Origin of the sequence: Pyxidicoccus sp. MSG2 (assembly GCF_026626705.1) — a bacterium.
Classification (GTDB): Bacteria; Myxococcota; Myxococcia; order Myxococcales; family Myxococcaceae; genus Myxococcus.
In genome coordinates, this window is record NZ_JAPNKC010000001.1 from 11,585,178 (window position 1) to 11,609,489 (window position 24,312).

11 protein-coding genes are annotated in these 24,312 nt (G+C 71.5%); 4 read left to right on the forward strand and 7 right to left on the reverse strand.

The window, feature by feature from the left end:
- Positions 1-14 precede the first annotated feature (14 nt).
- The 6 genes from OV427_RS44635 to OV427_RS44660 all read right to left on the reverse strand — a co-directional run bounded on the left by OV427_RS44635 (position 15) and on the right by OV427_RS44660 (position 16,465).
- Positions 15-5,690, reverse strand: a complete 5,676-nt coding sequence (locus OV427_RS44635; RefSeq protein WP_267862339.1) for an SDR family NAD(P)-dependent oxidoreductase — start codon at positions 5,688-5,690, stop codon at positions 15-17.
- A gap of 8 nt (positions 5,691-5,698) precedes the next feature.
- On the reverse strand, positions 5,699-9,715 hold the full coding sequence (locus OV427_RS44640) for a non-ribosomal peptide synthetase (RefSeq protein ID WP_267862340.1): 4,017 nt from the start codon (positions 9,713-9,715) through the stop codon (positions 5,699-5,701).
- 45 nt (positions 9,716-9,760) lie between these two features.
- Positions 9,761-10,813: a TauD/TfdA family dioxygenase gene (locus tag OV427_RS44645; protein ID WP_267862341.1), complete on the reverse strand. Its 1,053-nt coding sequence runs from the start codon at positions 10,811-10,813 to the stop codon at positions 9,761-9,763.
- Between the two features lie 51 nt (positions 10,814-10,864).
- The gene (locus OV427_RS44650; protein WP_267862342.1) at positions 10,865-11,917 is read right to left on the reverse strand and encodes a TauD/TfdA family dioxygenase; all 1,053 of its coding nucleotides are present in this window, start codon (positions 11,915-11,917) and stop codon (positions 10,865-10,867) included.
- Positions 11,914-15,384 carry a condensation domain-containing protein gene (locus OV427_RS44655; RefSeq protein WP_267862343.1) on the reverse strand — a complete coding sequence of 1,157 codons (3,471 nt, stop codon included), beginning with the start codon at positions 15,382-15,384 and terminating at the stop codon, positions 11,914-11,916. Before OV427_RS44655 ends, OV427_RS44650 begins: the two co-directional genes overlap by 4 nt.
- Positions 15,385-15,682: 298 nt before the next feature.
- Positions 15,683-16,465: a hypothetical protein gene (locus tag OV427_RS44660; protein ID WP_267862344.1), complete on the reverse strand. Its 783-nt coding sequence runs from the start codon at positions 16,463-16,465 to the stop codon at positions 15,683-15,685.
- A gap of 296 nt (positions 16,466-16,761) precedes the next feature.
- Here OV427_RS44660 and OV427_RS44665 point away from each other — a divergent pair, with 296 nt between their 5' ends.
- The 3 genes from OV427_RS44665 to OV427_RS44675 all read left to right on the forward strand — a co-directional run bounded on the left by OV427_RS44665 (position 16,762) and on the right by OV427_RS44675 (position 20,515).
- The gene (locus OV427_RS44665) at positions 16,762-17,874 is read left to right on the forward strand and encodes a UdgX family uracil-DNA binding protein (protein WP_267862345.1); all 1,113 of its coding nucleotides are present in this window, start codon (positions 16,762-16,764) and stop codon (positions 17,872-17,874) included.
- 35 nt (positions 17,875-17,909) lie between these two features.
- Entirely contained in the window at positions 17,910-18,596 is a 687-nt protein-coding gene (locus OV427_RS44670) for a hypothetical protein (protein WP_267862346.1), read from the forward strand.
- Positions 18,597-18,853: 257 nt separating this feature from the next.
- Positions 18,854-20,515, forward strand: a complete 1,662-nt coding sequence (locus tag OV427_RS44675) for a hypothetical protein (RefSeq protein WP_267862347.1) — start codon at positions 18,854-18,856, stop codon at positions 20,513-20,515.
- Positions 20,516-20,540: 25 nt separating this feature from the next.
- Here the strand turns inward: OV427_RS44675 and OV427_RS44680 are convergent, their stop codons facing one another.
- Positions 20,541-21,560: an SRPBCC domain-containing protein gene (locus OV427_RS44680; protein ID WP_267862348.1), complete on the reverse strand. Its 1,020-nt coding sequence runs from the start codon at positions 21,558-21,560 to the stop codon at positions 20,541-20,543.
- Between the two features lie 286 nt (positions 21,561-21,846).
- Between OV427_RS44680 and OV427_RS44685 the strand changes: the two genes are divergently transcribed.
- On the forward strand, positions 21,847-24,297 hold the full coding sequence (locus OV427_RS44685) for an Ig-like domain-containing protein (RefSeq protein ID WP_267862349.1): 2,451 nt from the start codon (positions 21,847-21,849) through the stop codon (positions 24,295-24,297).
- Positions 24,298-24,312 lie beyond the last annotated feature (15 nt).

Genomic DNA, 24,312 nt, shown 5'->3' on the forward strand with positions numbered 1-24,312 from the left:
AAGCGGGAGCGGGGCTATTCCCCCTCGCTCCCGCGCCGGGCAATGGCCTTGGCGCGGCGGCGCGCTCCGCGGCTGGAGCTGTCCTCGGCGGGCGGGGCGGAGGCGCCCGTGTCGCCAGCGGACTCTTCACCGCCGCCCGCGCTGCCCCCCAGGAGCGTGGACAGGGCGCCCAGGGTGGGGGCCTCGAAGAGCTGCACCACGGCCACCTCCTTGCCCAGCCTCCGCTTGATGCGGGAGACAATCTGGATGGCCATCACCGAGTCGCCACCCAGGTCGAAGAAGTTGTCGTGGAGGCCCACGCGCTCCAGGCCGAGCACCTCGCGGAGGATGTCCCCGACCTTCTCCTGCATGGGCGTCTCCGGCGCCTGGTAGGGCACCGGCAGCTCGGGCCTCGGGCGCGTCGCGCGCTGGGGCGCGGCGGCCGTCTCGGCCTCCACCTGCTCCTCGGCCGCCTTCGTGGGCGCGGTGTGCACCAGGCCGCGCGCCAGCAGCGCTTCGAGGTCTCGCGTGGACACCACGAGCTGCGGCATGTCCGTGCTCGCGAGCGCCCGGCGGAACAGCTCCACGCCCTCCTCGGGGGAGATGGCCTCCTGGCGGAGGATCTGCTGGAAGACGCTCTCTCCAGCGGACGCAGCCGGCATGGCGGCAGGGGCCTTCGCGGGGGTGGCAGCGGCAGCCACAGCGTCACGGCTCGCCAGGTTCTTGTACATGGCGCCCACGTCGTTCACACGCTTGAGCGAGAACTCGGTGATTTCCACCAGCTCGCGGCCCGTGTCGTCGAGGATGCGGATGTCGAAGGACGGCGTCTCGCTCCGGTTGGAGCCCTCGCCGTGCGAGCGCGTGTGCACGTGGATGCGGCGGGTGAACGGATGCCGCACGACGAGGCGCTTGTACGAGTACGGCATGTACGGCACCGCGCCGAGGATGAAGTCACGCCCGGTGCCGATGGACTTGTCCAGCATGGACGGGTGCAGCTTCATGACGTCCAGGTCGGAGGCGAACTCGGCGGGCAGCTCCAGGGTGGCGAGCACCTGCTGCTCGCCCCACCGCACGCGCCGGACGCACTGCCACCGGGGGCCGTGGTCCTCGTCGTGCGAGTCCTCGTCGGTGAACTCCTTCACCTTCGCGCAGGCCGCGGTGATGGCCGCCAGGTCGTGCTGCCGCGCGGGAGTGGTGGGGACGAGCCGGGCCCGTCCCATCACATGCCGGGTGAGGCCCGTGCCGTCCGTGCCCAGGCTGCTGACCTGGAAGCTCCAGCCCTCCGCGCCCTCGTCCGTCAGCTCCAACCGCGCCACGCGCTGGTCGCCCAGGCGCACCGACAGCGGGGTGAGGAAGTAGACGTCGGAGATCTCCAGGTCCTCGTGCCGCAGCTTCGGGGCGAACGCCGCCCGCACCATCTCCAGGTACGTGGTGCCGGCAATGACGGGGTTGCCGAGGATGCGGTGGTCGTCGAGCACCCAGTGCGTCTCGACGCGGAACACCGTCTCGTACACCTCGTGCCCGGGCGCGGAAGGCATCCGCTTCGCCAGCAGCGGGTGGCCCAGGGCCACGGGCTCGCCGGTGACGGCCGAGGGCGTGGGGAGCGCCTCGACGCGCGGAGCGGCCTTCGCGGCGGCGGCGCTGGCGAGCATTCCCACGTCCCGCCACGAGCACCAGTCGATGGACACGGTGAAGGTGGACGAGGTGCGCGCCTTGTGCTGCGCCCAGGCATCCTGGAAGGCGTTGGCCGCGACGTAGTCCGCCTGGCCGAAGCCGCCCAGCACCGAGGTGCGCGACGCGCAGTAGACGACGAAGTCGAGAGGTTGGCCCTCCAGCAGCTCGTCCAGCACCAGCGTGCCCCGCACCTTGGGGGCGAGCACCCGCTGGGCCACCTCGTCCGTCTTGAGCTGCAGCGCGCCACCCGCCGGCACGCCGGCCGCGTGGATGACGCCGTGCACGGCCCCGAAGCGCGCGCGCACGTCGGCCAGGACTTCAGCCATGCGCGCCCGGTCCGTCACGTCGGCGGCGACGGTCATCACCTCGGCGCCGCCGCGCTCCAGCTCGCGGATGCGGCGAACCACCTGCGCGGTGGGCGAGTCCCCTTCCGAAGCCAGCAGCGCGTTCCACTTCGAGCGCTCCGGCAGCGGCTTGCGGCCCAGCAGCACGAGCTTCGCGCCGCCCGCCGAGCGCGCGACGTCCGAGGCGAGCACGAGGCCGATTCCGCCCAGGCCACCGGTGACGAGGTACACACCCCCGGGGCGCAGCCTCGGCGAGCGGCCGGACTCCGTGGCCTCCAGCCGCACGGGCTCATGGGTGCGCGTCCAGCGGTGCCGCCCGCGCCACGCGGTGACGGTGTCGCGCGCGCCGGACTCCACCTCGGACAACAGACTTCCGACGAGCCGGAGCTCCTCGGCGCTTCCCGGCGTGGGCAGGGGCACGTCGATGAGGCGGCACTTCACGTTCGGATACTCCTGGCCGATGACCAGGCATGGTCCGAGCAGCGTGGCCTTCTCCGGGCACAGGGTTTCCTCCCCCGTCACCTGGAAGACCTGGCTGGAGAGCACCTGCAGCTCCACCTGCGCCGTGGCCTGATGGGCGCCCATCGCCTGGGCCAGGTACATCAGGCTGCGGAAGCCGGACTCCTCCACGCGCGGCAGCGACTCCAGCCGCGAGCCGGCGGCGCGCTGCGGGTCCACGCTCCACAGGTGGATGATGCGCGAGGGCAGCTTCCCCCGGGCCTTGAGGTCCTGGAGCAACTGCCGGTAGTCAGCGGGCGTGCGCGGGTCCACCGAGTAGCGGCCCTCCGCCGGGGCGCCGCCGTACGTGCCCCGCTCGACGCGCAGCACGGTGTGGCCGCGCTGCTCCAGCCGGGTGGCCAGCAGCTCGCCCAGGCCGAAGGCGTCGGAGAAGAGCAGCACCACCTCCGCGTCGCGCGCGAGCGCGGTGGGCGGCGCCGTCCGCTTCCACGAGGGGACGAAGAACCAGTCCGCGGGGTCCACGCGGCGCGGGGGCAGCGTGTCCTCCTGCCTGGGGCTCGCGGCGGCCTGCTTCGTCGGCTCCAGCCAGAGGCGCTGGCGCTCGAAGGGGTACTGCGGCAGCGGGACGCGCCGCCGGCTCGCACCGGCGTGGTGTCCGGCCCAGTCCACCTCGCCGCCGTACATCCACAGGCGCGCGAGCGCGGCCATCAGCGCGCGCGGCTCCGAGGGCTCCTTCGTGTCCTGCACGAGCGAGCCCAGCACCACCTGCCGCGACGACTTCGCGGGGTGCAGCCGGGCGATGTTGAGCCACGTGCGGCCCGGGCCCACCTCCACCAGCAGCCGGTCCGGCTCCTGGAACAGGGCCTCGATTCCCGGCGAGAGGCGCAGCGTGCGGCGCAGCTGTGAGGCCCACCACGCGGGCTCCGCCAGCTCCGGGCCGCTCGCCCACGCGCCGGTGACGCCGGAGAACAGGGGCACCTCGGGCGCACGGAAGGAGACGCGGCGCAGCGCCGCGGTCAGCTCCGCGGCGAGCCCGTCCACCGCCGGAGACTGGAGCGCCCTGTCGCCCGCGAGCCGCCGGAAGGTGGCGCCGCGCCGGCGCAGCTCCGCCTCCAGCGCTTCGATTCCGGCGCGCGGCCCGGACACGGTGCACACCGACGGCCGGCCCACCCACGCCAGCGACAGGCCGTGCGCGGGGAGCAGTCCCTCCAGCTCCGCCTCGGGCAGCATGACGAGCGTCATGGCGCCCTCGGGCAGGCGCTTCACCAGGCGGCTGCGCAGGGCCACCATGGTGATGGCGTCCTCCAGCGACACCACGCCCGCGACGCAGGCGGCGGCATACTCGCCGATGCCCTCGCCCAGCACCGCGCGCGGGCGCACGCCCCAGTCCATCCACGCGCGGGCCAGGGCGTACTCCACCGCGAAGAGCGCGGGCTCGGCCACGTGCGTGTGCGAGAGCGCCTCCGCCGCGTTGGACTCGGCGCCCAGGCGCGGGAAGAGGATGGGGCGCAGGTCCATGCCCAGCTCCGCGTCGAGCTTCTTCAGGCAGGTGTCCAGGTGCTCGCGGAAGACGGGCTGCGCGTCGTACAGCTCGCGCGCCATGCCCAGGTGCTGGCTGCCCACGCCCGGGAAGAGGAAGGCCATGGCGCGGGCATTGCCGTCCACCCGGCCGGTGAAGGTGCGGTCCGTGGGCAGGCGCTCCAGCACGTCCACCGCGTCCGCCAGCGTGCGGCAGGTGAGGGCGCGCCGGAACTCGAAGGGCTTGCGCCCCAGTTGCAGCGTGTACGCCACGTCCCCGAGGTCCAACTCCGGGTGCGCGGCGAGGTACTGGCGCAGCTCGTCCGTCCGCGTCTCCAGCGCGCTCGCGGTGCGCGCCGACAGCGTCAGCGTGTGCCAGCCGTCGGCCTGGCGCCGGGGCTCCGGGGCCGGGGCCTCCTCCAGCACCAGGTGCACGTTGGTGCCGCCGATGCCGAACGAGCTGACACCCGCGCGGCGCGGATGCGTCTCCGGCCGCTGCCACGGCGTCAGCTTCGCATTCACGTGGAATGGGCTCTGCGCGAAGTCGATGGCCGGGTTGGGGGACTCGTAGTGGAGCGTGGGCGGCAGCTGCTTGTGCGCCAGGCACAGCACCGTCTTGATGAGCCCGGCGATGCCGGCCGCCGTGTCCAGGTGGCCGATGTTGCTCTTCACCGAGCCGAGCGCGCAGAACTGCTTGCGCTGCGTCTTCGCGCCGAAGGCCTGGGTGAGCGCTTCGACTTCAATCGGGTCGCCGAGCACCGTGCCGGTGCCGTGGCACTCGACGTAGCCCACCGTGTCGGGGTGCACGCCCGCCACCGCCAGGGCCATGCTGATGGCGCGGCGCTGGCCCTCGGAGGAGGGCGCGGTGTAGCCGACCTTGGAGGCGCCGTCGTTGTTGGCCGCCGAGCCCCGGATGACGGCGTGGATGGTGTCTCCCGCCGCGAGCGCGTCCTCCAGCCGCTTGAGCACCACCACGCCCGCGCCGCTGCCGAAGACGGTGCCCTTCGCCTTCGCATCGAAGGGGCGGCAGTGCCCGTCCGGCGAGGCCACGCCTCCCTCCTGGAAGAGGTAGCCCATGGTCTGCGGCACGCGCACGGAGACGCCGCCCGCCAGCGCCATGTCCGTCTGGTACGAGAGCAGCGCCTGACACGCCAGGTGCACCGAGGACATGGCAGTGGAACAGGTGCTCTGCACGGTGAAGGCGGGGCCGCGCAGGTTGAGCTTGTAGGCCGTCAGCGTGGCCAGGTGGTCCCCGCGGTTGGCGATGGCCGCCTGCAGGAAGCCGTGCGACTCGATGAGCTGCCGGTTGGAGGCGAGGTTCTCCAGCAGGTAGGTGTTGATGCTGAGCCCGCCGAAGACGCCGATGTCCCCGTCGAACCGCTCCGCGTCGTAGCCCGCGTGCTCCAGCGCGTGCCACGCCACCTCCAGGAACACGCGCTGCTGCGGGTCGGTGATTTGCGCCACGCCCGCGTTCATCCCGAAGAACGCGGCGTCGAACAGCTCCACACCATCCAGGGCCGCGTTGGCCTTCACGTAGGAGGGGTCCGCCAGCAGATCGGGGGACACGCCCGCCTCGCGCAGCTCCTCCTCGGAGTAGAAGCGGATGGACTCCACGCCCGCGCAGAGGTTGCGCCAGAACGTGTCCACGTCCCCCGCGCCGGGGAAGCGCCCCGCCATGCCGACGACGGCGATTCCTTCGAGTGCGTTCTGCTCCACGTCGCTGCTCACTTGTCACCCCGGGACTTGCTGCGGTCCTTCTGTCGCTTCATGGCTTCCACCCGGCGGCGGGCGGCCTCGTCCACGTCCTCGGCCCGCTCCTTCGGCTTCTCCCCACCCGCGTCCAGGAAGGTGACGAGCGAGGCCACCGTCGGGTGGCGGAAGAGGTCCAGCATGGAGAACTGGGCCCCGAGCGCCTTGGTGATGCGGTTGTGGGCCTGCACCAGCAGCAGCGAGTGCCCGCCCAGGTCGAAGAAGTGGTCGTTGATGCCCACCCGCTCCACCTTCAGCACCTCCGCGAAGATGGCGGCGATGCGGCGCTCCAGATCATTGCGCGGCTCCACGTAGCTGGCGCTCGCCTGCGTGGCCACGCTCTCCGGCGCCGGCAGGGCCTGGCGGTTCACCTTGCCGGTGAGGGTGAGGGGCAATTCTTCCATCAGCAGCACGTGCCGGGGCAGCATGAACTCCGGCAGCACCTGCTTGAGGTGCGCGCGCACCGCGTCGGCGGTGAGCAGGGGCGCCTGCTCGCGCGGGTCCACCGCGGCGGAGGCCGGCGCCGGTACCACCGGCCGGTCCTCGCGCCACGCGTAGAGGTTGTGCCGGTCCGTGCCCTGGAGCAGCGGGTCCTGCTCCGCCCGCACGCGGAAGCCGTGCATCTCCAAAAGCTGCGTCACCTGCCGCACCCGGCCCTCGCTGGCGTGGCCCCGGGCGTCGTGGACCTCCATGACGACCTGGAGAATCATCGGCCAGTGCTCGGCGTCGATGCCCTCCAGCACGTCCATCTCCGCGCGCTGCACGTCCACCTTGAGCAGGTCGATGCGCTCCACGCCCTCCTCGCGGATGACGTCGGACAGGCGGCGCAGCCGCACCGTGTGGCGCTCCTCGGCGAAGCGTCCTTCCAGCAGCTCGTCCGCGTTGAGCAGCAGCGTCTCCGCCGACGCGTCTCCCGCGGAGCGCTGGTTGCGGAGGAACGTCTTGATGACGTCCACCTCGTCCTCCGCGTTGGCGTACTCGCTGCGGCCGGACATCATCGTGTAGCGGCCGTAGAAGGTGAACGTCGGCGCGTGCTCGTGGTTGGAGAGGCCGAAGGGGAAGGTCTTCACCCGGGGGCCGTACAGCTCGCAGTTCGCGGTGGCCGTGTCGTACAGCGGAGGGAGCGGCTCGAAGGCGTACACGCGGCACGCCGGAGAATTGATGCTGGCGAACAGCGAGAACATGCCGATGTTCGCGCCGACGTCGAAGATGACGCCCTGCTCCGGCAGGTGGACGCCGTGGCGGATGTACAGGCGCTCCTGGAACAGCTCGCGGTAGAGGTAGTCCGTCTCGTTCTTGTTCTGGTGGAGGACGGCCAGCCCGTTGGGGAGCGCGTAGCGGGCGCGCTTGTCCAGCCGCGCGGCATGGCGGCGCCGGGGGACGACGTACGCCACCAACTGGCGGTCGCCCTGGGCGTCGTCACGTGCCGTCACCGCGGCGTGCTTCACCGCCGGGTGGCTGCCCAGGCACTGCTCGATTTCCTCCAGCTCGATGCGGAAGCCGCGCACCTTCACCTGGAAGTCGGTGCGGCCGAGGAACACGAGGTGCCCGTCCTCGGTGAAGCGCATCACGTCGCCGCTGCGGTACATCCGCGCGCCGGGCGTGTCGCTGAACGGGTCCGGCACGAAGCGCTCCGCGGACAGGTCGGGCCGGCCGCAGTAGCCGCGCGCCACGCCGTGGCCGCCGATGTACAGCTCTCCCGGCACGCCCACGGGCACGGGCCGCAGCCCCGCGTCCAGCAGGTACGTGCGCACGTTGGCGAGCGGCCCGCCGATGGTCGGCTCCGAGGCCGCGGACGTGACGGGCACCACGGTGGTGTCCACCGTGCACTCGGTGGGGCCGTAGAGGTTGTAGGCGCCGCGCCCCTCCGTGGCGAGCCGCTTCCAGAGGGCCGGGTCGATGGCCTCGCCGCCCAGCAGCAGCACCGGCATCCGCGCCAGCGGCACGCCCTCGTCGTTCTCCAGGAGCAGGCGCAGCTGGGTGGGCGTGAGGTCCAGCACGTCCAGCGGGTGCTCGCGCAGGTAGGCCGCCAGCGCCTTGCCGTCCAGGCGGATGCGGTCGGTGAGCACGTGGAGCGTGTGGCCCCGGCACACCTGGATGACCTGCTTCACGGAGGCGTCGAAGGCGAGCGGAGCGTTGAGGCCCACCGCCAGCCGCTCGCCGCGCCCTTTGTAGATGGCCTGCTCCAGCGCGAGGCCCAGGTTCGCCAGCCCGCCGTGGCGCACCATGACGCCCTTGGGCTGGCCGCTGGAGCCGGAGGTGTAGAGCACGTATGCGAGGTGCTCGCCGTCCACCGCCACCTTCGGGTCCGCGTCGCTCCTCGCGGCCACCTGTGCCTGGTCCGCGTCCAGGCGCACGCGGGTGCCGGTGAAGCCCTCCAGGCGCCCCTCCAGCTCGGCCGTGGTGACGGCGACGGGGGCGCGGGTGTTCTCCAGGATGAAGGCGAGCCGCTTCGCGGGCAGCTCCGGGTCCAACGGCACGTAGGCCGCGCCCGCCTTGAGGATGCCCAGCAGGGCGACGATGGCGTCCACCGAGCGCGGCAGGCACAGGCCGACGGCGTCCCCCGTCCCCACGCCCAGCGCGCGCAGGTGGTGCGCGAGCTGGTTGGCGCGGCGGTTGGCCTCCTGGAACGTGAGGCGCGTGCCCTCGCAGACCACGGCGGGCGCGTCCGGCTGTGACGCGGCGAGCGCGGCGAACCGCTCGTGGACACACGTGGCGTCCCCGGCCAGCGCGGTGGCGTTCCACTCGCGAACCACGCGGCGCTCCTCGGCCGCGTCGAGCAGGCGCAGCGACACCAACCGGGCCTCGGGGTGCGCGCACAGGTCGGCCAGCAACGCGCGGAAGGCCTGGAGGAAGCGCCGCATGTCCGCTTCCGCGAAGCGGCCGGAGTCGTACTCGAGCCGAAGGGCGAGGCGGTGGCCGTCATCCGTGAGCGACAGCAGCAGGCCCGCCACGTCCTCGTGGGCCTCCAGGCGCTCCAGGTGGAAGCGCGCGCCGCCATGCTCCGCGTCCGCCCAGGACACGAAGCGGAAGGTGCACGGAGCCTGCGCGGGGGACGGAACCAGCGACGGGTAGGTGTCCGCGTCGAAGGCGATGGCGTGCTTCTGGTGCGCGGCATTCGTCTGGCGCAACGGCTCCAGCAGGTCCGCCAGCCGGTAGTCCTGGGGAATGGGCGTCACCACCGGCAGCGAGCGCGCGAAGGTGCCCAGCGCGCCCTCGAGCTGCTCATACGCGCGGCCGTCGAAGCGGCGCGCGGAGACCACGGGGCTGTTGCCCGACAGGCGCCACAGCAGCACCTGGAAGGTGGCGTGCGTCAGCGTGGCTTCGTCCACGCCGAAGCGGCGGGCCAGCGCGCGCACCGGCTCCGGGGCCTCCACCCAGGCCTCCAGCATGCCCAGGGTGCCCGCCGTGCGCGCGCCCTCCCTGCGCTCATGGGGCAGGGTGGTGGGGGAGGGAATGGACTCGGCCTGACGGCGCCAGTACGCGGCGGCCTCGGCCTTGTCCTCGCCCGCGAGGAACTCGCGCTGCCAGTCCGCGTAGTCGATGTACTGGAGGGGCTCGCCCTCGTCGCTCGCGCCCGCGTACTCCCGGCCGATGGCGGCCACCAGGTCGCGCAGGGCGAAGGCGTCCATGCACAGCGCCGGCAGCTCCACCTGGAGCCGGTGGCGCTCGGGCCCGTCCTGCACCAGCGCGAAGCGCGGCGCGGCTTCTCCCGGCGCTTCCGGCGGCAGGGCGCCCCGGTGCAGGGCGACGGAGACATCCGCCACCGCCTGCAGGGGCGTGCTCATGCCGGCCAGCCGCACCAGCCGCGTGCGGAGGACTTCGAAGCGCTGGCACGTGGCGGCCACGGCCCGCTCGAGCGCTTCCACCCGCAAGGGCCCTTCGATGCGGACCTCCGCGCGCACCCGCTGCGTCCCGGCCGTGCCGCCCGCGGCCCAGAGGCGCCGCTGCTCGGCGGAGAGGGGATAGCCCTCAATCTCGTCGATGCTCATGTCGTGGAACTCCTGAATCCAGAGAAGGAAAGGCGGCGCGATCCGCTACGCGGGGACCACGTCGGGGCTGACGTACAACTCGGCCATGGAGACCAGGATGGAGCGCTCCCCCTCGAAGGGGTCGCGCCCGTGGACCGCGAGGAAGTTGTCCACCATGAGGATGTCGCCCTGCTGCCAGGGGAATCGCACGGTGGACTCGTCGTAGATGCGGCGCAGGTGCTCCAGCACCTCGGGCTCCAGTGGGCTGCCGTCGCCATAGAAGGCGTTGCGCGGCATCTCGTCCGGGCGGAACTGGGCGCGCAGTCCCTCGCGCACCTCGGGGACCAGGTTGGTCTCGTGGAAGATGGGCGCGTGGTTGAACCACAGCGCCTCGCCCGTGCGCGGGTGGTTGGCCATCACCTGGCGGATGGCGCGCGTGCGCAGCCGGTCGCCGTCGCGCCACTCGTACGTCATCCCGCACCCGCGGCAGTAGCGCTCCACCTCCGCGCGCTCCCGCGTCTGGAAGGCGTCCTGCCAGGGCAGGTCCACGCCCTCGCCGTAGTTGCGCACGTACATGACCTTCTTCGCCAGGAAGCGCTCCTTGATGTCGGCGGGGATGCGCGCCGTCACGCGGCGCTCCGGCGCCAGGGGCGTGGCGCCGCCGACGGGGGAGGGCACGTCGCAGAAGAACCACAGCCGGCTGGGCCAGTTGTGGGAGTACGACATCTCGTGGTGCAGCGGGATGGACTGGTCCGCGGCGAACTCGGTGGACGTGAAGACGTTGGGCGCCACCTGCGTGCGCGGGGCCGCGCGCTCCAGGTAGTCCAGCAGCTCGCTGCTCAGCGCGCCCACGAAGTCGCGGAAGGCGAAGGCGTCCGGCACGCGGAAGCCGCGGAAGAGGATGGCGCCGGACTCCAGCAGCTTCTCGTCGAGCCACGCCTTGTGGCTGGCGGCCCAGCCGGCGGCGTCCAGCCCTTCCAGGTTGGGCTCCACCACCAGCGGGAAACCCTCGGCACCCGGCAGGCTCCCCACCTTCACCAGGGACGTGGCGGACACCTTCACGGGCGCGCGACGACGCGCGGAAATACCGGAACCTCCGATGTCGGTCTTGCTCGTCATGTCCTCCCCTTTTGTTTCGTTACGGCCCGCGGCCTGGCACCTTGAGCGGCTTCATCCCCGCGGCGGGCCGTCATGGGCCACGTCCGCCCAGCGCCTCGGGTCCGCCATGGCTACCACCACGCTGCGCTCGCCCTTGAAGGGCTGGCGACCGTGGCCCATCAGCATGTTGTCCAGCATCAGCACGTCGCCCTTGCGCCAGGGCACCGCCACGCGGGCCTGCAGGTACGCGGCGCGCAGCAGCTCCAGCACCTCCGGCTCGATGGGCGCGCCATCGCCGTAGAAGGTGTTGTTGGGCATGTCCTCTTCGCCGTAGAGGGCGCGCAGGTGCGCCACCAGCTCCGGGTCCAGCGTGCTCACGTGGAAGAACGTGGCGTGGTTGAACCACGCCAGCTCCCCGGACGTCGGGTGCCGGGCCACGCAGCGGCGGGCCTGGCTGGTGCGCAGCCGGTCCTGCCCGAGCCACTGGAAGTCGATCTGGTTCTCCGTGCAGTAGCGCTCCACCTCCGCGCGCTCCCGCGTCTGGAAGGCCTCCTGCCACGACAGGCCCAGGCCCTCGCCGAAGTTGCGCACGTAGCGGTAGCCGCGGGCCATGAAGCGCTCCACCACCTCGCGCGGCAGCTCGCGGAGGATGCGGCGCGTGCAGGTGATGGGGGTGGCGCCCCCTTCCGCCGACGGGGTGATGCAGTGGAAGTAGATCTTCTGCGGGAACGTCAGGTTGTAGGACTGCTCCGTGTGCGGGAATATCTCCTGGTCCGACGGGTGCGAGGTGGACGTGTACACCTGGTCCTTGACCACCTCGCGCGGCGAGGAGCGCTCCGTGTAGGGCAGCGGCGAGCCCGACGTGGCGCGCACGAAGTCCGCGAAGCCGTCCACGCCCTCCATGCGGAAGCCGCGCAGCATCAGCCCGCCCACGCGCGTCAGCTCCTCCTCCAGGTACGCGCGGTTCTCCTTCGCCCACTGCACCAGCTCCAGCCCCTCCACGCGGGGCTCGAGGATGAGCGGGTACGCCTCGCCGTCCAGCAGGCGCGTGGAAATCATCTCCGTCCGCGAGAGCTTCACGGGCCGGCGCGAGCGCGCGCCGAGCCCCGGCAGTGAGTCCTTCATGGCGTTTGACTCCCGGCCGAACCCGAAGGGCGCCGCCGCCGGGCACCGAGCCGGCCCAGCGCGCCCTTCACTGTCGCGTCGTCGTCGGCCTCCAGGGGCAGGGCGGCCAGCCTCGTCTCGGGGCGCACCAGTGTGGCCTCCAGAAGCCCCACGAGCTGCCGGTGCAGCCGTTCCACGCTGGCTGCGTCGAACAGGCGGGTGGCGTAGGTCCAGTGGCAGCGCAGGCCCTCGGGCGTCTCGGACGCCCACAGCGTGAGGTCCAGCCGGGACACGCCGGTGTCGAACAGGAGCGGCTCCACCTCCAGGCCGGGCAGTGAGATGCGCTCGCGCGGCTGGTTCTGGGTGCCGAAGGCCGCGCGGAACAGGGGCGGCCGGCCGCGTGAGAGCTGCTCGAAGGGCAGCTCCGCGTGGGTGGCGGCGCCCAGCGCCACGTCCTTCACCCGGCGCAGCACCTCGGCGAAGGACGGGTCTCCGCCGAGCCGCGTGCGCATCACCAGCATGTTGACGAAGTTGCCGATGAGCCGCTCGGAGCCGGGGGCGCCGCGGCCCAGGTCCGCCACGCCCACCGGCACGTCCTCCTGGCCGGTGGTGCGCGCCAGCAGCGTCTGGAAGCACCCGAGCAGCCACATGAATGGCGTTACCCCGTGGCGCGCGCAGGACTCCTGGAGCTTCGGCAGCAGCGCCGGGGGCAGCACCACGCTCAGCGTGCCGCCGTGCGCGTCCGGCGGGCCCTGGGGCTCGCGGTCCGTGGGCAGCTTCAGCTCGGCGGGCAGCCCCGCCACCTCCTGGCGCCACCAGCCCAGCAGCGACTCCAGGTGCTCACCGGCCAGCCGCTGGCGCTGCCACACCGCGAAGTCCGCGTACTGGTATGGCAGCGGCGCGAGCGCGGGCGGCACGTCCCGCTGGAGGGCCGAGTACACGGTGGTCAGCTCCTGGATGAGCAGTCGCATCGACCAGCCATCCGCGGCGATGTGGTGCACCGTGAACAGCAGCACATGCTTCGCTTCAGCAAGGCGCAGCAGCCGCGCGCGGAGGAGGGGCCCCGTCTTCAGCGTGAAGGGCTCGAGCGCCTCGTCCAGCGCCACCTGCCTGACCCGGGCCTCGCGCGCGTCCGCGTCGAGACCGCGCAGGTCCTCCACGGGTAGGGGAATAGGGGATGGGGGCAGGATGCGCTGCACTGGCTTGCCATCCACCTCGGGGAAGCACGTCCGCAGCGTCTCGTGACGGCGGACGATTTCCAGGAAGGCCGCCTCCAGCCAGGCCGGCCGCGGGTCACCCCCCAGGCTCAGCGCCGCGGAGATGTTGTAGCCGCCGCCGCTGGCATCCAGGCGCGAAGCAAGCCACATGTCCTCCTGCGGGTACGACAGCGGCAGGTACGCGCCGCGAGGCACCGGGGACGGGCGTGGAGGCCCCTCCGTGCCGCTCTCCAGGGAGTCCTGACAGCGCCGCGTCAGCTCCGCGAAGGTGAGACTGCTCAGCAACTCCGCCAGCGGAATGGACACGCCGAGCGCGTTCTCGATGTCCGCGCGCAGCTCCACCGAGCCCAGCGAGTCCAGGCCGAGCTGCACGAGCGGCGCGTCCCGGTCGATGCGCGAGGCGGGTACCCGCCTCGCCACCGCGGCGCGCGCCAGCAGCCACGCGGCGAGCCGCTCGTCGCGGGCCTCTCGGGGCATCGCGCGCAGCTCGGCCAGGGGCGGCAGCGTCACGGACTGGGCAGCCGGGGACTCCGCCACGTCGTCGCCCGCCTCCACCGCCCGGACGTCACTGGCCACCACCTGGAGGTGTCCGGCCAGCCACGCGGCCTTGCTCGCGCGCCGCTGGACCTTGCCGCTGGACGTCTTGGGCAGGCTGCCTGGCTCGATGAGGACCACGGCGTGGAGGAGGACGCCATGCTCGCCGGCCACGGCCTGGCGGATGGACTCCGCGAGGGCCGCCGCGTCGAACGCCTTGCGCGTATCCACCTCCTGCACCAGGACGAGCTGCTCGCCTCCGTCCGCCTCCACGCCGAAGGCCGCCGAGCACCCGGGCCGCAGGGCGGGGTGGCACGCGACGGCGGTGCGCTCCACGTCATGGGGGTAGTGGTTGCGGCCCCGGACGATGATGAGGTCCTTGAGGCGGCCGGTGACGAACAGCTCGCCGTCCAGCAGGAAGCCCAGGTCGCCGGTGCGCAGGTAGGGGCCGGCCGCCGGGTCATCCGCGCGCCGCGCGAGGAAGGTGGCCTCCGTTTCCGAGGGGCGGCTCCAGTAGCCCTGCGCGATGCTGGGCCCGCGCAGCCAGACCTCGCCGACCTGGCCCTCGGGCCGGGGCAGCCGGCTCTGCGGGTCCACGATGAGCAGCTCCTGGTCCGGCAGCCGCGTGCCGCAGCCTACCAGGGCCAGCGCGCCGGCCTCGGTGTCGGGCACGGCCACGGCCTCGTTGCGCTCCAGCGCATCCTTGCGGAGGTGGCGCTGCACGGGGAGCGCCGCCTTCTGTCCACCGGAGACGATGAGCGTCGCCTCCGCGAGGCCGTAGCAGGGGTACATCGCCTCGGGGCGGAAGCCACAGGGAGCGAACGTCTCGCTGAAGCGCCGCAGCGTGGCGGGGTGCAGCGGCTCCGCGCCGTTGAAGGCCAGTCGCCACGAGCTCAGGTCCAGCTGGGCGACCTGCTCGGGGGTGGCCTTCCGGGCGCACAGCTCATAGGCGAAGTTGGGCCCGCCGCTGGTGGTGGCGCGGTAGCGCGACACCGCCTGGAGCCAGCGCATCGGGCGCGCCAGGAAGTCCAGCGGCGACATCAGCACGACGGGGAAGCCCACGTAGAGCGGCTGGAGGATGCCGCCGATGAGCCCCATGTCGTGGTACGGCGGCAGCCAGATGACGCCCACGCTGTTCGTGTCGTGCGCGAAGCAGCGCTGGATGGCCTGGGAGTTGTGGAGCAGGTTGGCGTGCGTGAGCACCACGCCGCGCGGCGTGCCGGTGGACCCCGAGGTGTACTGGAGGAAGGCCACCGTGTCCGGCGTGGAGCCCGGGTCCGTCCAGTCGCTCGCGTGGCCGGGCTGCGCGTCCTCGATGGCCAGCCACCGGGCACCGGCCAGCGCGCGGGCCTGCTCGAAGAACTCGCCTGCCATGTCGCGGATGAACGCGGGTGCCAGCACGAAGCGCGCCTGCGCGTCTGCGGTCAGCGCGTCCAGCCGGGGCAGCGTGCGGCCCAGTCGCATCGGGTCCGGCGGGTAGGCGGGAACCGCGATGGCCCCCGCCTGGAGACACCCCAGGAAGGCGATGAGGTAGTCGAGACCCGGAGGGAACAGGAGCAGCACGCGCTCGCCGCGCGCACCCGCCTCCTGGAGCATCCCGCCCACCTCGCGAGTGCGCCTCAGCACCTGCGCGTTCGTCAGCGATGACTCTTCCGACTCCCCGTCCGCCAGAAAGGTGAAGGCCAGCGACTCGGGACTCGACTCCGCACGCGACTCTAGGGCTTGCAGGAAACTCATGGAGAACTCCGGCTTCAGTCCCAAGCCGCAGAATCAGATAAAGCGGAGAAGTCAATTATGTTGGTTTTTAGGTGGATGACAACTTTCACCAGTCTTACGCACTTCTGGTGCTGCTGGCCAGTTGCATCCAGCGTACGGGCGTGATCGCCCTCTGGGCATGACGCCAGCGCAGATGTGCAAGCTCGACCCCGAGCCGCGCGAGTCCCTCGCTTCGCCCACCGCCGCTTCTGCTGCGCCATCGCGTGCTCCCTTCAGGGTCGACTGTGCTGACTCTGAAGGCGGACACGGGCGCCAATCCTCACGGGCTCTTCCTGGTTCCATCGTCGAGGCCGGAAGCGGTGCGGGAGGGTGCTCCGTCGTCCGGGACGTCATGGATGCGAATCAGCCACTCCGCCTTCTCGACGCGGACGCGCCGGACGGCCTTGCTTGGCGGCAGGAGCTGGCAGGACACGGTCTCTCCCCGCTCCAGCTGTTCGCGGAACGCGGCATGGGCGCGGTGGGTGATGGGGAAGTACGCCGCCCGGCCATCCTCGAGGATGGGGGGATTTCCCACGAGGTAGCCCACCGTCACGCCGTCGCTGACCAGCAACCAGCGGTCCCTGCGGGTGAGCACCACCTCCCGCTCCCGGTCGTCGAACTCGAGGACGAGGGCCTCCACCTCGGTGTGGAGCTCGGGCATCTGACGTTGGACGCGCCCGTCATCGACCGTCTTGAGCACCGCCGGGAACCCCACGCCGAGGTCGATGAAGCGCCCGTATTTTCGAACCAGGACGACCTTCCCGCGCACGGGCTTTCCGGCCGCCAGTCGCTCTTTCAAGTCGGTCCAGGCCGGAGCGTGGCGGCGTCCCCAGTAGCGGCCGAGATACGGATACAGGCCCATGTGCTTGGAGAGGCGCTCCAGGACGGTGCCCACCCAGAACACGCCGGCGATGGCGCCCCCGCCAATGACCAGGCCGCAGACGATTCCGAGCACCCCGCCCACGGGCACCCCGGGGAAACCCGCCCATCTGTAGCCGAGCCCCATGCCGACACCACCGCATGCGGAGGCCAGGGTCAGTACGCCGCACTCGAGGAATTTCATGCGGAGCTGTCACTGAGCAGGAGTCGGGCCAGGAACGGCTCCGCACCCGGAGGCTTCGGGAAGAGCGCGGCGCGCCGGCACCGTTTGTCCGCCCGGGGGCGTGTGTGTCGGGACTTTCTGGCAGTCGGGCTGCTCGGGAATCGTCGGGAGGGCACCTGCCGGGTCGGACGCTGGAGGGAGGGCGGGAGATGTCAGACCAGGGAGGTAGGACGTGCGGTGAGGGGAGGGGGCCCGGTGGGGGCCACCCACGTTTGCGTCTACGACTGCCTGATGGGGGAACTCGGATGCGGGTGAGCATGGCACCGGACCTGGTGTCCTTTCGCGCGGTGGCGCGGGGACTGCTGGCGCGCGGGGAGCCTCCGGAGCGGGTGCGCTTCGAGGAGTCCGGGGCGGCGCAGGGCTCGCTGCCGGCGCTGGGGGCGCCCGTGACGGAGCTGGGGCTTTCCTCGGGGCCGTCCGCGCCCGCGGTGCCCCGGGACTTCCTGGGGCTGGCTGAGAAGGTGGTGTGTCACCGGGACGCGGAGCGCTGGGCGCTGCTGTACCGCGTGCTGTGGCGGCTGACGCATGGGGAGCGCAACCTGCTGGAGGTGGACAGCGACGTGGACGTGCACCGGCTGCGGATGATGGAGCGGGCGGTGCGGCGGGACGTGCACGAGATGACGGCCTTCGTGCGGTTCCGGCGGGTGGAGCGGGGCGGGGTGGAGCACTTCATCGCGTGGCACCGGCCGGACCACCTCATCGTCCGGCACGTGGCGCCGTTCTTCGTGCGCCGCTTCCCGTCCATGCGCTGGAGCGTCCTCACGCCGGACGCCTGCGTGCACTGGGACCTGGCGCGGCTCACGTTCGGTGCCGGCGTGCCGCGCTCGGAGGCGCCGGAGGGGGACGAACTGGAGTCGCTGTGGGGGACCACGCGCACGCCGCTGATGCTGGTGGGCGAGCAGCCCGGGGACCTGGAGGACCGCGAGGGGCGCCCCTTCGTGGGGCCCGCGGGGCAACTCCTGGCCGAGGTGCTGGGGCGGGCGGGGCTGAAGCGCTCGGAGCTCTACATCACCCATGCGGTGAAGCACTTCGGGTGGACGGAGGGGGAGGGCGGGAAGCGGCGGCTGCATCCGACACCGGGGCGGGCGGAGCTGCTGGCGTGCCGGGGGTGGCTGGAGGCGGAGGTGGCGGCGGTGCGGCCCAGGCTCATCGTCGCGCTCGGGGCCACTGCGGCGCAGGCCTTCCTGGGGCCCGGGTTTCGCATCAACCTCAGCCGGGGGCAGGTGTTCGAGACGCCGTGGGCGGAGGGGTGGATGGCGACATTTCATCCGTCGGCGCTGCTGCGCATGTCGGATCCGCGCAAGCGGGCGGAGGTGCGCATCCACTTCGAGGCGGACCTGCGCTCGGCGGCGGAGTGGCTGCGGCGGTAGGGAACGGTTGGACGCGTCCAGGCGTCCACCTCCACATGTTTTCCACGCTCCTGTTCGTGGCCCTCACCGCGCTGCCAGCGGAGGACGTCCCGTCCGCGCGGGAGCGGCCCTACGCGGAAATCCTGGCGGACCTCTCGGCCCGGCGCAGTGCCCTCGCCACGAGATGGCTCCAGCCGGGGGTGGACCGTGACGCCGTCCGGGGCGAGGCTCGCTCCTTCGTGCTCCAGACGCTCACCCGGCAGCTCCTGCCCGCCTGGTACGGTACGCCGTGGGACTTCTACGGTGACACGCGGACGCCGCGCTCCGGGAGCATTGCCTGTGGCTACCTCGTCTCCACCGTGCTCGGGGATGCGGGCTTCCGTGTCGAGCGCGTCCGGATGGCCCAGCAGCCCGCCGAGTACATCGTGAAGACGCTCGTGCCTCCCCGGCGGACCTGGCGCTTCCGGAGCCGTCCTGTCAGCGAGGTCGTCGAACGTGTGAAGCGCGAGGGTGAGGGCCTCTACCTCGTCGGGCTCGACTACCACGTGGGCTTCCTGTGGAACGACGGCACGCGGGTGTCGATGTGCCATTCGTCCTACCTCGGGACGGCGGAAGTCCTCTGCGAGGACGCGCTCACCTCACCGGCGATGCTCTCGGGCTACCACGTCGTCGGGCGTCTGCTGGAGGAGGGCATGCTCGACGCGTGGCTGGAGGGCAGGGCGCTTCCCACCGTTACGCGCTGAGAGTGCCTCGTATCCCCGCGGCACCAGGAGGTCCGGGCCCGTGGGCTGCATGATTCTCACGAGCCGCTGGCACTTCCGGATCCTGTTCCTCCGGCTCGAGGAAATGCCAATGACTCTCAATCGAGTGACATCAACCCTCCCGGAAGGAGGGAGCACGCAGGCAACGGCCAGGTCGCATTCCCAGACGGAGTGGCTCCCATGGGGAGCGGCCGCGCGTCCACCTTGGGATGAAGTCCATCTCCCCGGAGGGCCTCCAGATGCGTGCTTCCCTGCCTCTTGCCTGCATGTTGGCGCTGGCGCTCGCCGCTGCGCCCGCCTTCTCCCACGGTTCCCCCGCACCCACCCTGGACGGCCTGGCCGAAGGCGCCGTGCTGCTCGACGGACTGGGCACCCATGCACGGTCCGTCACCGTGGCCTCGCCAGACGCCAAGGCCTTTTTCGACCAGGGCCTGCGGTTGGCCTACGGCTTCAATCACGACGAGGCAGCACGCTCGTTTGCCCGCGCCGCGCAGCTCGACCCCACCTGCGCCATGTGCTTCTGGGGCATCGCCCTGGTGTTCGGACCCAACTACAACATGCCCATGCTGGCGGAGAACGCCCCGGTCGCCTGGGAGGCGCTGCAGCGGGCGCGGGCGCTGGCGCCGCGCGCCTCCCCGGTGGAGCAGGCTCTCATCGCCGCCCTCTCCCGCCGCTACCCCGGCTCCGAAGCGGTGGCCCCCGAGGCCATGAAGCCCTTCAACGAGGCCTACGCGCGCGCCATGCGCGACGTGGCCCGACGCTTCCCCGACGACCTGGATGTGCAGACGCTCTACGCCGAGGCCCTCATGGACCTCAACCCGTGGAAGCTGTGGTCGCTCGAAGGTGAGCCCGCACCCGGCACCAGGGAAATCGTCACCGTGCTGGAGTCCGTGCTGGCGCGAGACGCGAATCACCTGGGCGCCAACCACTACTACATCCACGCGGTGGAGGCCTCGCGGCATCCGGAGAAGGCGGAGCCCTCCGCGGACCGGCTCGGGAAGCTCGCACCGGGTGCCGGGCACCTGGTGCACATGCCCGCGCACATCTACCAGCGCGTAGGCCGGTATGCCGACGCCTCGGCGAGCAACAGGAAGGCCGCGGAGGCGGACCTGGCCTACGTGAAGACGGCGAAGCCGCGCAGCCACGTCTACCCCATGTACACCGCGCACAACTTCGGCTTCCTCGCCTTCTCCGCTTCGATGGAGGGCCGCATGGAGGAGACGCTCGAGGCCGCGCGTGCCTCGGCACATCACTTCCCGGCCGAGCTGCTCTCGATGATGCCGGGCATGGACTTCTTCGTGGCCGAGCCCCTCTTCGCCATGGTGCGCTTCGGCCGCTGGGACGACCTGCTCGCCGAGCCCCGTCCCGAGGCGAAGTACCCGGTGCAGACGGGCCTGTGGCTGCACGCGCATGGAATGGCCCTGGTGGCAAAAGGCCAGCTGCGGGAGGCGCGCGCCGAGCTCGCCGAGCTGGAGCGGCTGGCCGCCGAGGTGCCTCCCACGGTGGCCGCCAATCTCAACACCGCGCGCGACGTGCTCGGTGTCGCGGCGCGCGTGCTGAAGGCCCGGCTGGCCCAGGCCGAGGGCCGCCCCCAGGCCCTGGCCCTGTGGCAGGACGCCGTCGACGCCGCGGACCGTCTGTCCTATGCCGAGCCCGCCGACTGGTTCTACCCGGTGCGCCACTACCAGGGCGCCGCGCTGCTCGAGGCCCGGCGCTTCCGCGAGGCTGAAGCCGTCTACCGCGAGGACCTCCGCCGCAACCCGAAGAATGGCTGGAGCCTCTTCGGCCTCACCCGCGCACTCGAGGGCCAGGGCCGCGAGGACGAGGCGGCACGCACCCGCGCGGACTTCGAGAAGGCGTGGGCGCGCGCGGACTTTCCCCTCACCACCACCGCGCCCTGATGGTGACTCAGGGCTCGTGCCGTCGTCACTCCTTCGCGAGGCCTTCGACCACCCTGGACCAGTGTTCGCGCATCGCCTCGCGGGCCTTCGCGTCCGGCAGCTTCTCCATGTGCACGTGGAAGGAGACGCCTCGCGCCTTCGGCACCAGCGTGAGCTGCAGCGTCGCGGGTTTCTTCCAGCCGTCTGGCTGCCAGGTCATGCGGATGCGCTGCCCGGGCTTCACCACCCGGACCTCGCCGCGGACGCCGGGTGCTCCACGTCGCTTGGGAACCTCGTAGCCCGCCCCCGGCTCGAGCGTCAGCGTCGCGCCGGCACCGAGCCAGCGCTCCGGCTGGGTTGCAACCTGCTTCCACATCTCACGGGCACTCAGCGGCAGCGTGCGCACCACGCCCACCTGGAAGCCCGTGGTCGCCGTCTCGCCCACGACCCGCTTGCCCCGGGCCTGCTCGTACGCCACGGAAATGGACTGCTGCCACCATGAGGACTCCACCTCCCGGGCCAGGTGCGCGACGAGCTGCTTGTGGTTCAGCTCGCCGGCCCCTGCCGCGTCCAGCGCGCGCATCCACCCCTTCCAGTCCCGCCCGGTGGCCTCCTTCACGGCGCTGTCTGTCACCCGCTCGGTGATGAGCGCCTTCTTCGCGGCCGCCTTCTTCTTCGTGGCCGAGGGCTTCTTCCCGCTCGCGGCAATCTCCGCGAGCCGCGCCTGCACCAGCGTCTTCACCAGCTTCACCGGGAGCGGCTTGTCGGGCGGGAAGGTGACGCCGCTCTTCGACGTGGTGTAGCCGTCCAACTGCGCCTTCAGTGCCGGCACCACGCTGCCGCTGAAGGGGTAGTAGCCGCAGTGGCTCTTGAAGAAGGCGAACCCGGCCACGGCGTTCCCATCGACCTTGAAGGTGGGCATCCGGTAGCTGAGGGTCTCCACCGCGCCGGGGAGCAGCTTGCGGAGCTGCAGGCGCAGCGCCCCCAGCGTCTTCTTCGCCGCCGGGTTGTCCAGCCCCGCCAGGTATGCGTCGATGGGCTGCTGCTCTCTCGGATTCGTCGCCATGGTCTTCGGCCCCTGGGGTGTTCTCGCAACTCGGTACGCAGCCGCACTCCGGCCCGGGGATGTTACCGCGAGTGCAGCCCACCTCTCCCTCTCTGGCCCTGGGGGCGTGTGGCCTGGTGGGCTACGGTAGCAACCCGTCGTGGCCCTCCCGGCAACAGGGAGGCGGCCCCTTCGGGTTCCATCGCCCCGGGCAACCCCTGGCATGGAAGCTGCGAGGGACCGGGCTTGCACATCGGGGGAGTGGCGATGACGCCCACCCCAAGGAACGGTGATGAAGCAACAGGGCATGAATGGGTCAGTGGGTCTCCGCGCCGCGTTCGTCGTGGCACTCCTGGTGGCCCTGGCCGCCTGCTCCGACTCCAACGGCGGCGACGATGACCCGGATGACGGCTCCGACAACGCGAAGGTCGCCCGCATCATCGTCACCCCGGGCGAGGGCTTCCTCTGGGTGGGGGAGCGGCTGACGCTGGCGGCGTTCGCATACGACGAGGACGGCACGCTGCTGAAGGACGTGAGCTTCACCTGGTCCGGCACGGACGACACGGTGGCGGGCCTCGAGGACGGGCGTGTGGAGGGCTTCGCCACGGGCGCATCCCTGGTGACCGCCTCCGCCGGAGACGTCTCGAGTTCGCCGGTGGCGGTGCTGGTCATCGACGCGCCGGAGAACGCGCAAAGCTCCGATGAGTACCTCGCCGAGGCCGCCGAGGCGGGGCTCGTCACGCCGCACGAGGTGCTCACCTACCGCGTCTACGCCGCCTTCAAGGACTCGCGCCTGCCGCTCCAGTACAAGGGCCGCGCGAGTGGTGCCTTCGAGACGGAGGCGCTCCAGGACGTCATCGACCAGTACGACACGCTGCCCGCCGAGACGAAGGCCGCGCTGGACCCGTTCCTGGTGCCGCCCGCCGACGGCGCGAGCTGGCTCGCGCCTCCCGGAGGCGGCCAGGGGCTCGGCAACGGCCGCCCCACCTGCAAGGCGAGCACCGACGGGTGGGACTTCGTCAACTCCACGCAGGCGAAGGTCAACGTCTGGTACCAGTTCACCATCCCCGGCCAGAAGGCGAAGGCCGCCCTGGTGTCGGAGGCCATCGAGAAGGAAATCTGGCCCCGGCTCTTCGACGTGCTCGGCTTCCCCGAGCCCCTTTCGGACTCGGGAACCAGCTGCCCGCTCTACAGCCCGAAGCTCGACGTGTTCCTCGTGCGCAACGTCGACTTCCGCGGCCTCACCGTCCCCGAGTTCGGCGCGCCGTATCAGTCCTCCGTCTTCATCATGCTGGACGAGTCGCTGTCCCCAGACGAGCTCAAGGCCTCCGCCGCGCACGAGCTGATGCATGCCAGCCACTGGGCGTTCCGGACGAAGTCCTTCCAGGCGAGCTACGGGTGGCTTCGCGACGCGGTCGCCAACTGGGCCATCGACGCCGTGTACGGCAAGACGCTCCAGCTCGAGCAGGACTTCGCGAGCTGCTACCTGAGCACGCCCGAGCTTCCGCTCCAGGACCGCTCCACGGGCCACTGCAGCGCGAGCAAGTCCGACGCGCAGCGCGACTACGGCGCCTATCTCTGGTTCCAGTACATCGCCAACACGCTCGGCCCGTCGACGGTGAAGAGCATCCTCGCGGCGACGCAGTCCGTCGACACCGGCGTGGAGGCCATCGACAACGTGGTGCCGGGAGGCTTCCAGAAGCACTGGCCGCTCTTCGGGAAGATGCTCTGGAACCAGGCCCCGGTGGACACGAAGGCCGCGTCCTTCACCACGTGGGACACGCTGAACGAGGTGGTGAAGAGCGTGGACGCGCACGGCGACCTGGGCGGCGCGGCGGAGAAGAAGGACGACCTGGAGCCGGAGCTGAAGAACCTCTCGCACCGCGTCTACTACTTCGACTTCAAGGACCCGGCGACCCGCTCGGTGCTCTTCTACAACGGCTTCTTCGAGCCGAAGAAGGAGGGCAAGCACCTCAAGGTGCAGGCGCTCTGGCTGGATGGCGCCGGCGCGTGGCAGGAGGAGGACTGGTCCGACTACGAGTACGTCGGGCTCTGCAGGGACATGAAGGGCCAGCGCGCGCAGCACCTGGTCATCATCATGAGCAACGCGGAGACCGAGGCGGGCGGCAGCGTGACGGCCACCCGGACGCCCTATCTCAAGCGCAACAACGTCGGCTGCTGGAAGGTTCAGGGGACGGTGAACGCCTTGGAGAAGCAGCCGGGGTGGTCGGGGATGGGGCGCAAGGGCGTGGTCACCGTGGGCTTCGGGGTGGATGCCGCGTCAACGGCGCTGGACTTCAAGCACCCGCTCTTTCCGGACACGCTCCGGGTCGGAGCGAACCTGCTCATGTCCCCGAGCGGCTCGTTCTCCTTCGAGGTGGCCTACGGCGAGGGCTCCTGCTCGTACAGCTTCGGCCCCGCCAGCTTCGTGCTCGCCCCGTTCTCCGGCTTCCTGCAGACGAACCCCTTCCCCGAGCTGCACAGCCCCGACGCCGCGGTGACGGACTGGCTGAAGCAGCCGGCGCGCTCCTACGTCGCCGCGCTGGTGGACAACTCGAGCGTCGCCGAGGCGGTCTCCGGCAAGGACTGCCAGAGCCCCCACTACAGCGTCACGGGAGGGCTGATCGCCACCAATGACGAGAAGAACGGCGTGTACGTGAATCCGCCCGCCGTCCTGCCCGACGGGCGCTTCTCGAAGTCCTACTCCTATCTGGGATTCAACTTCGACTGGAGCCTCACGCCCCAGACTCAGCCCTGACCGGCTCGGCCGCGC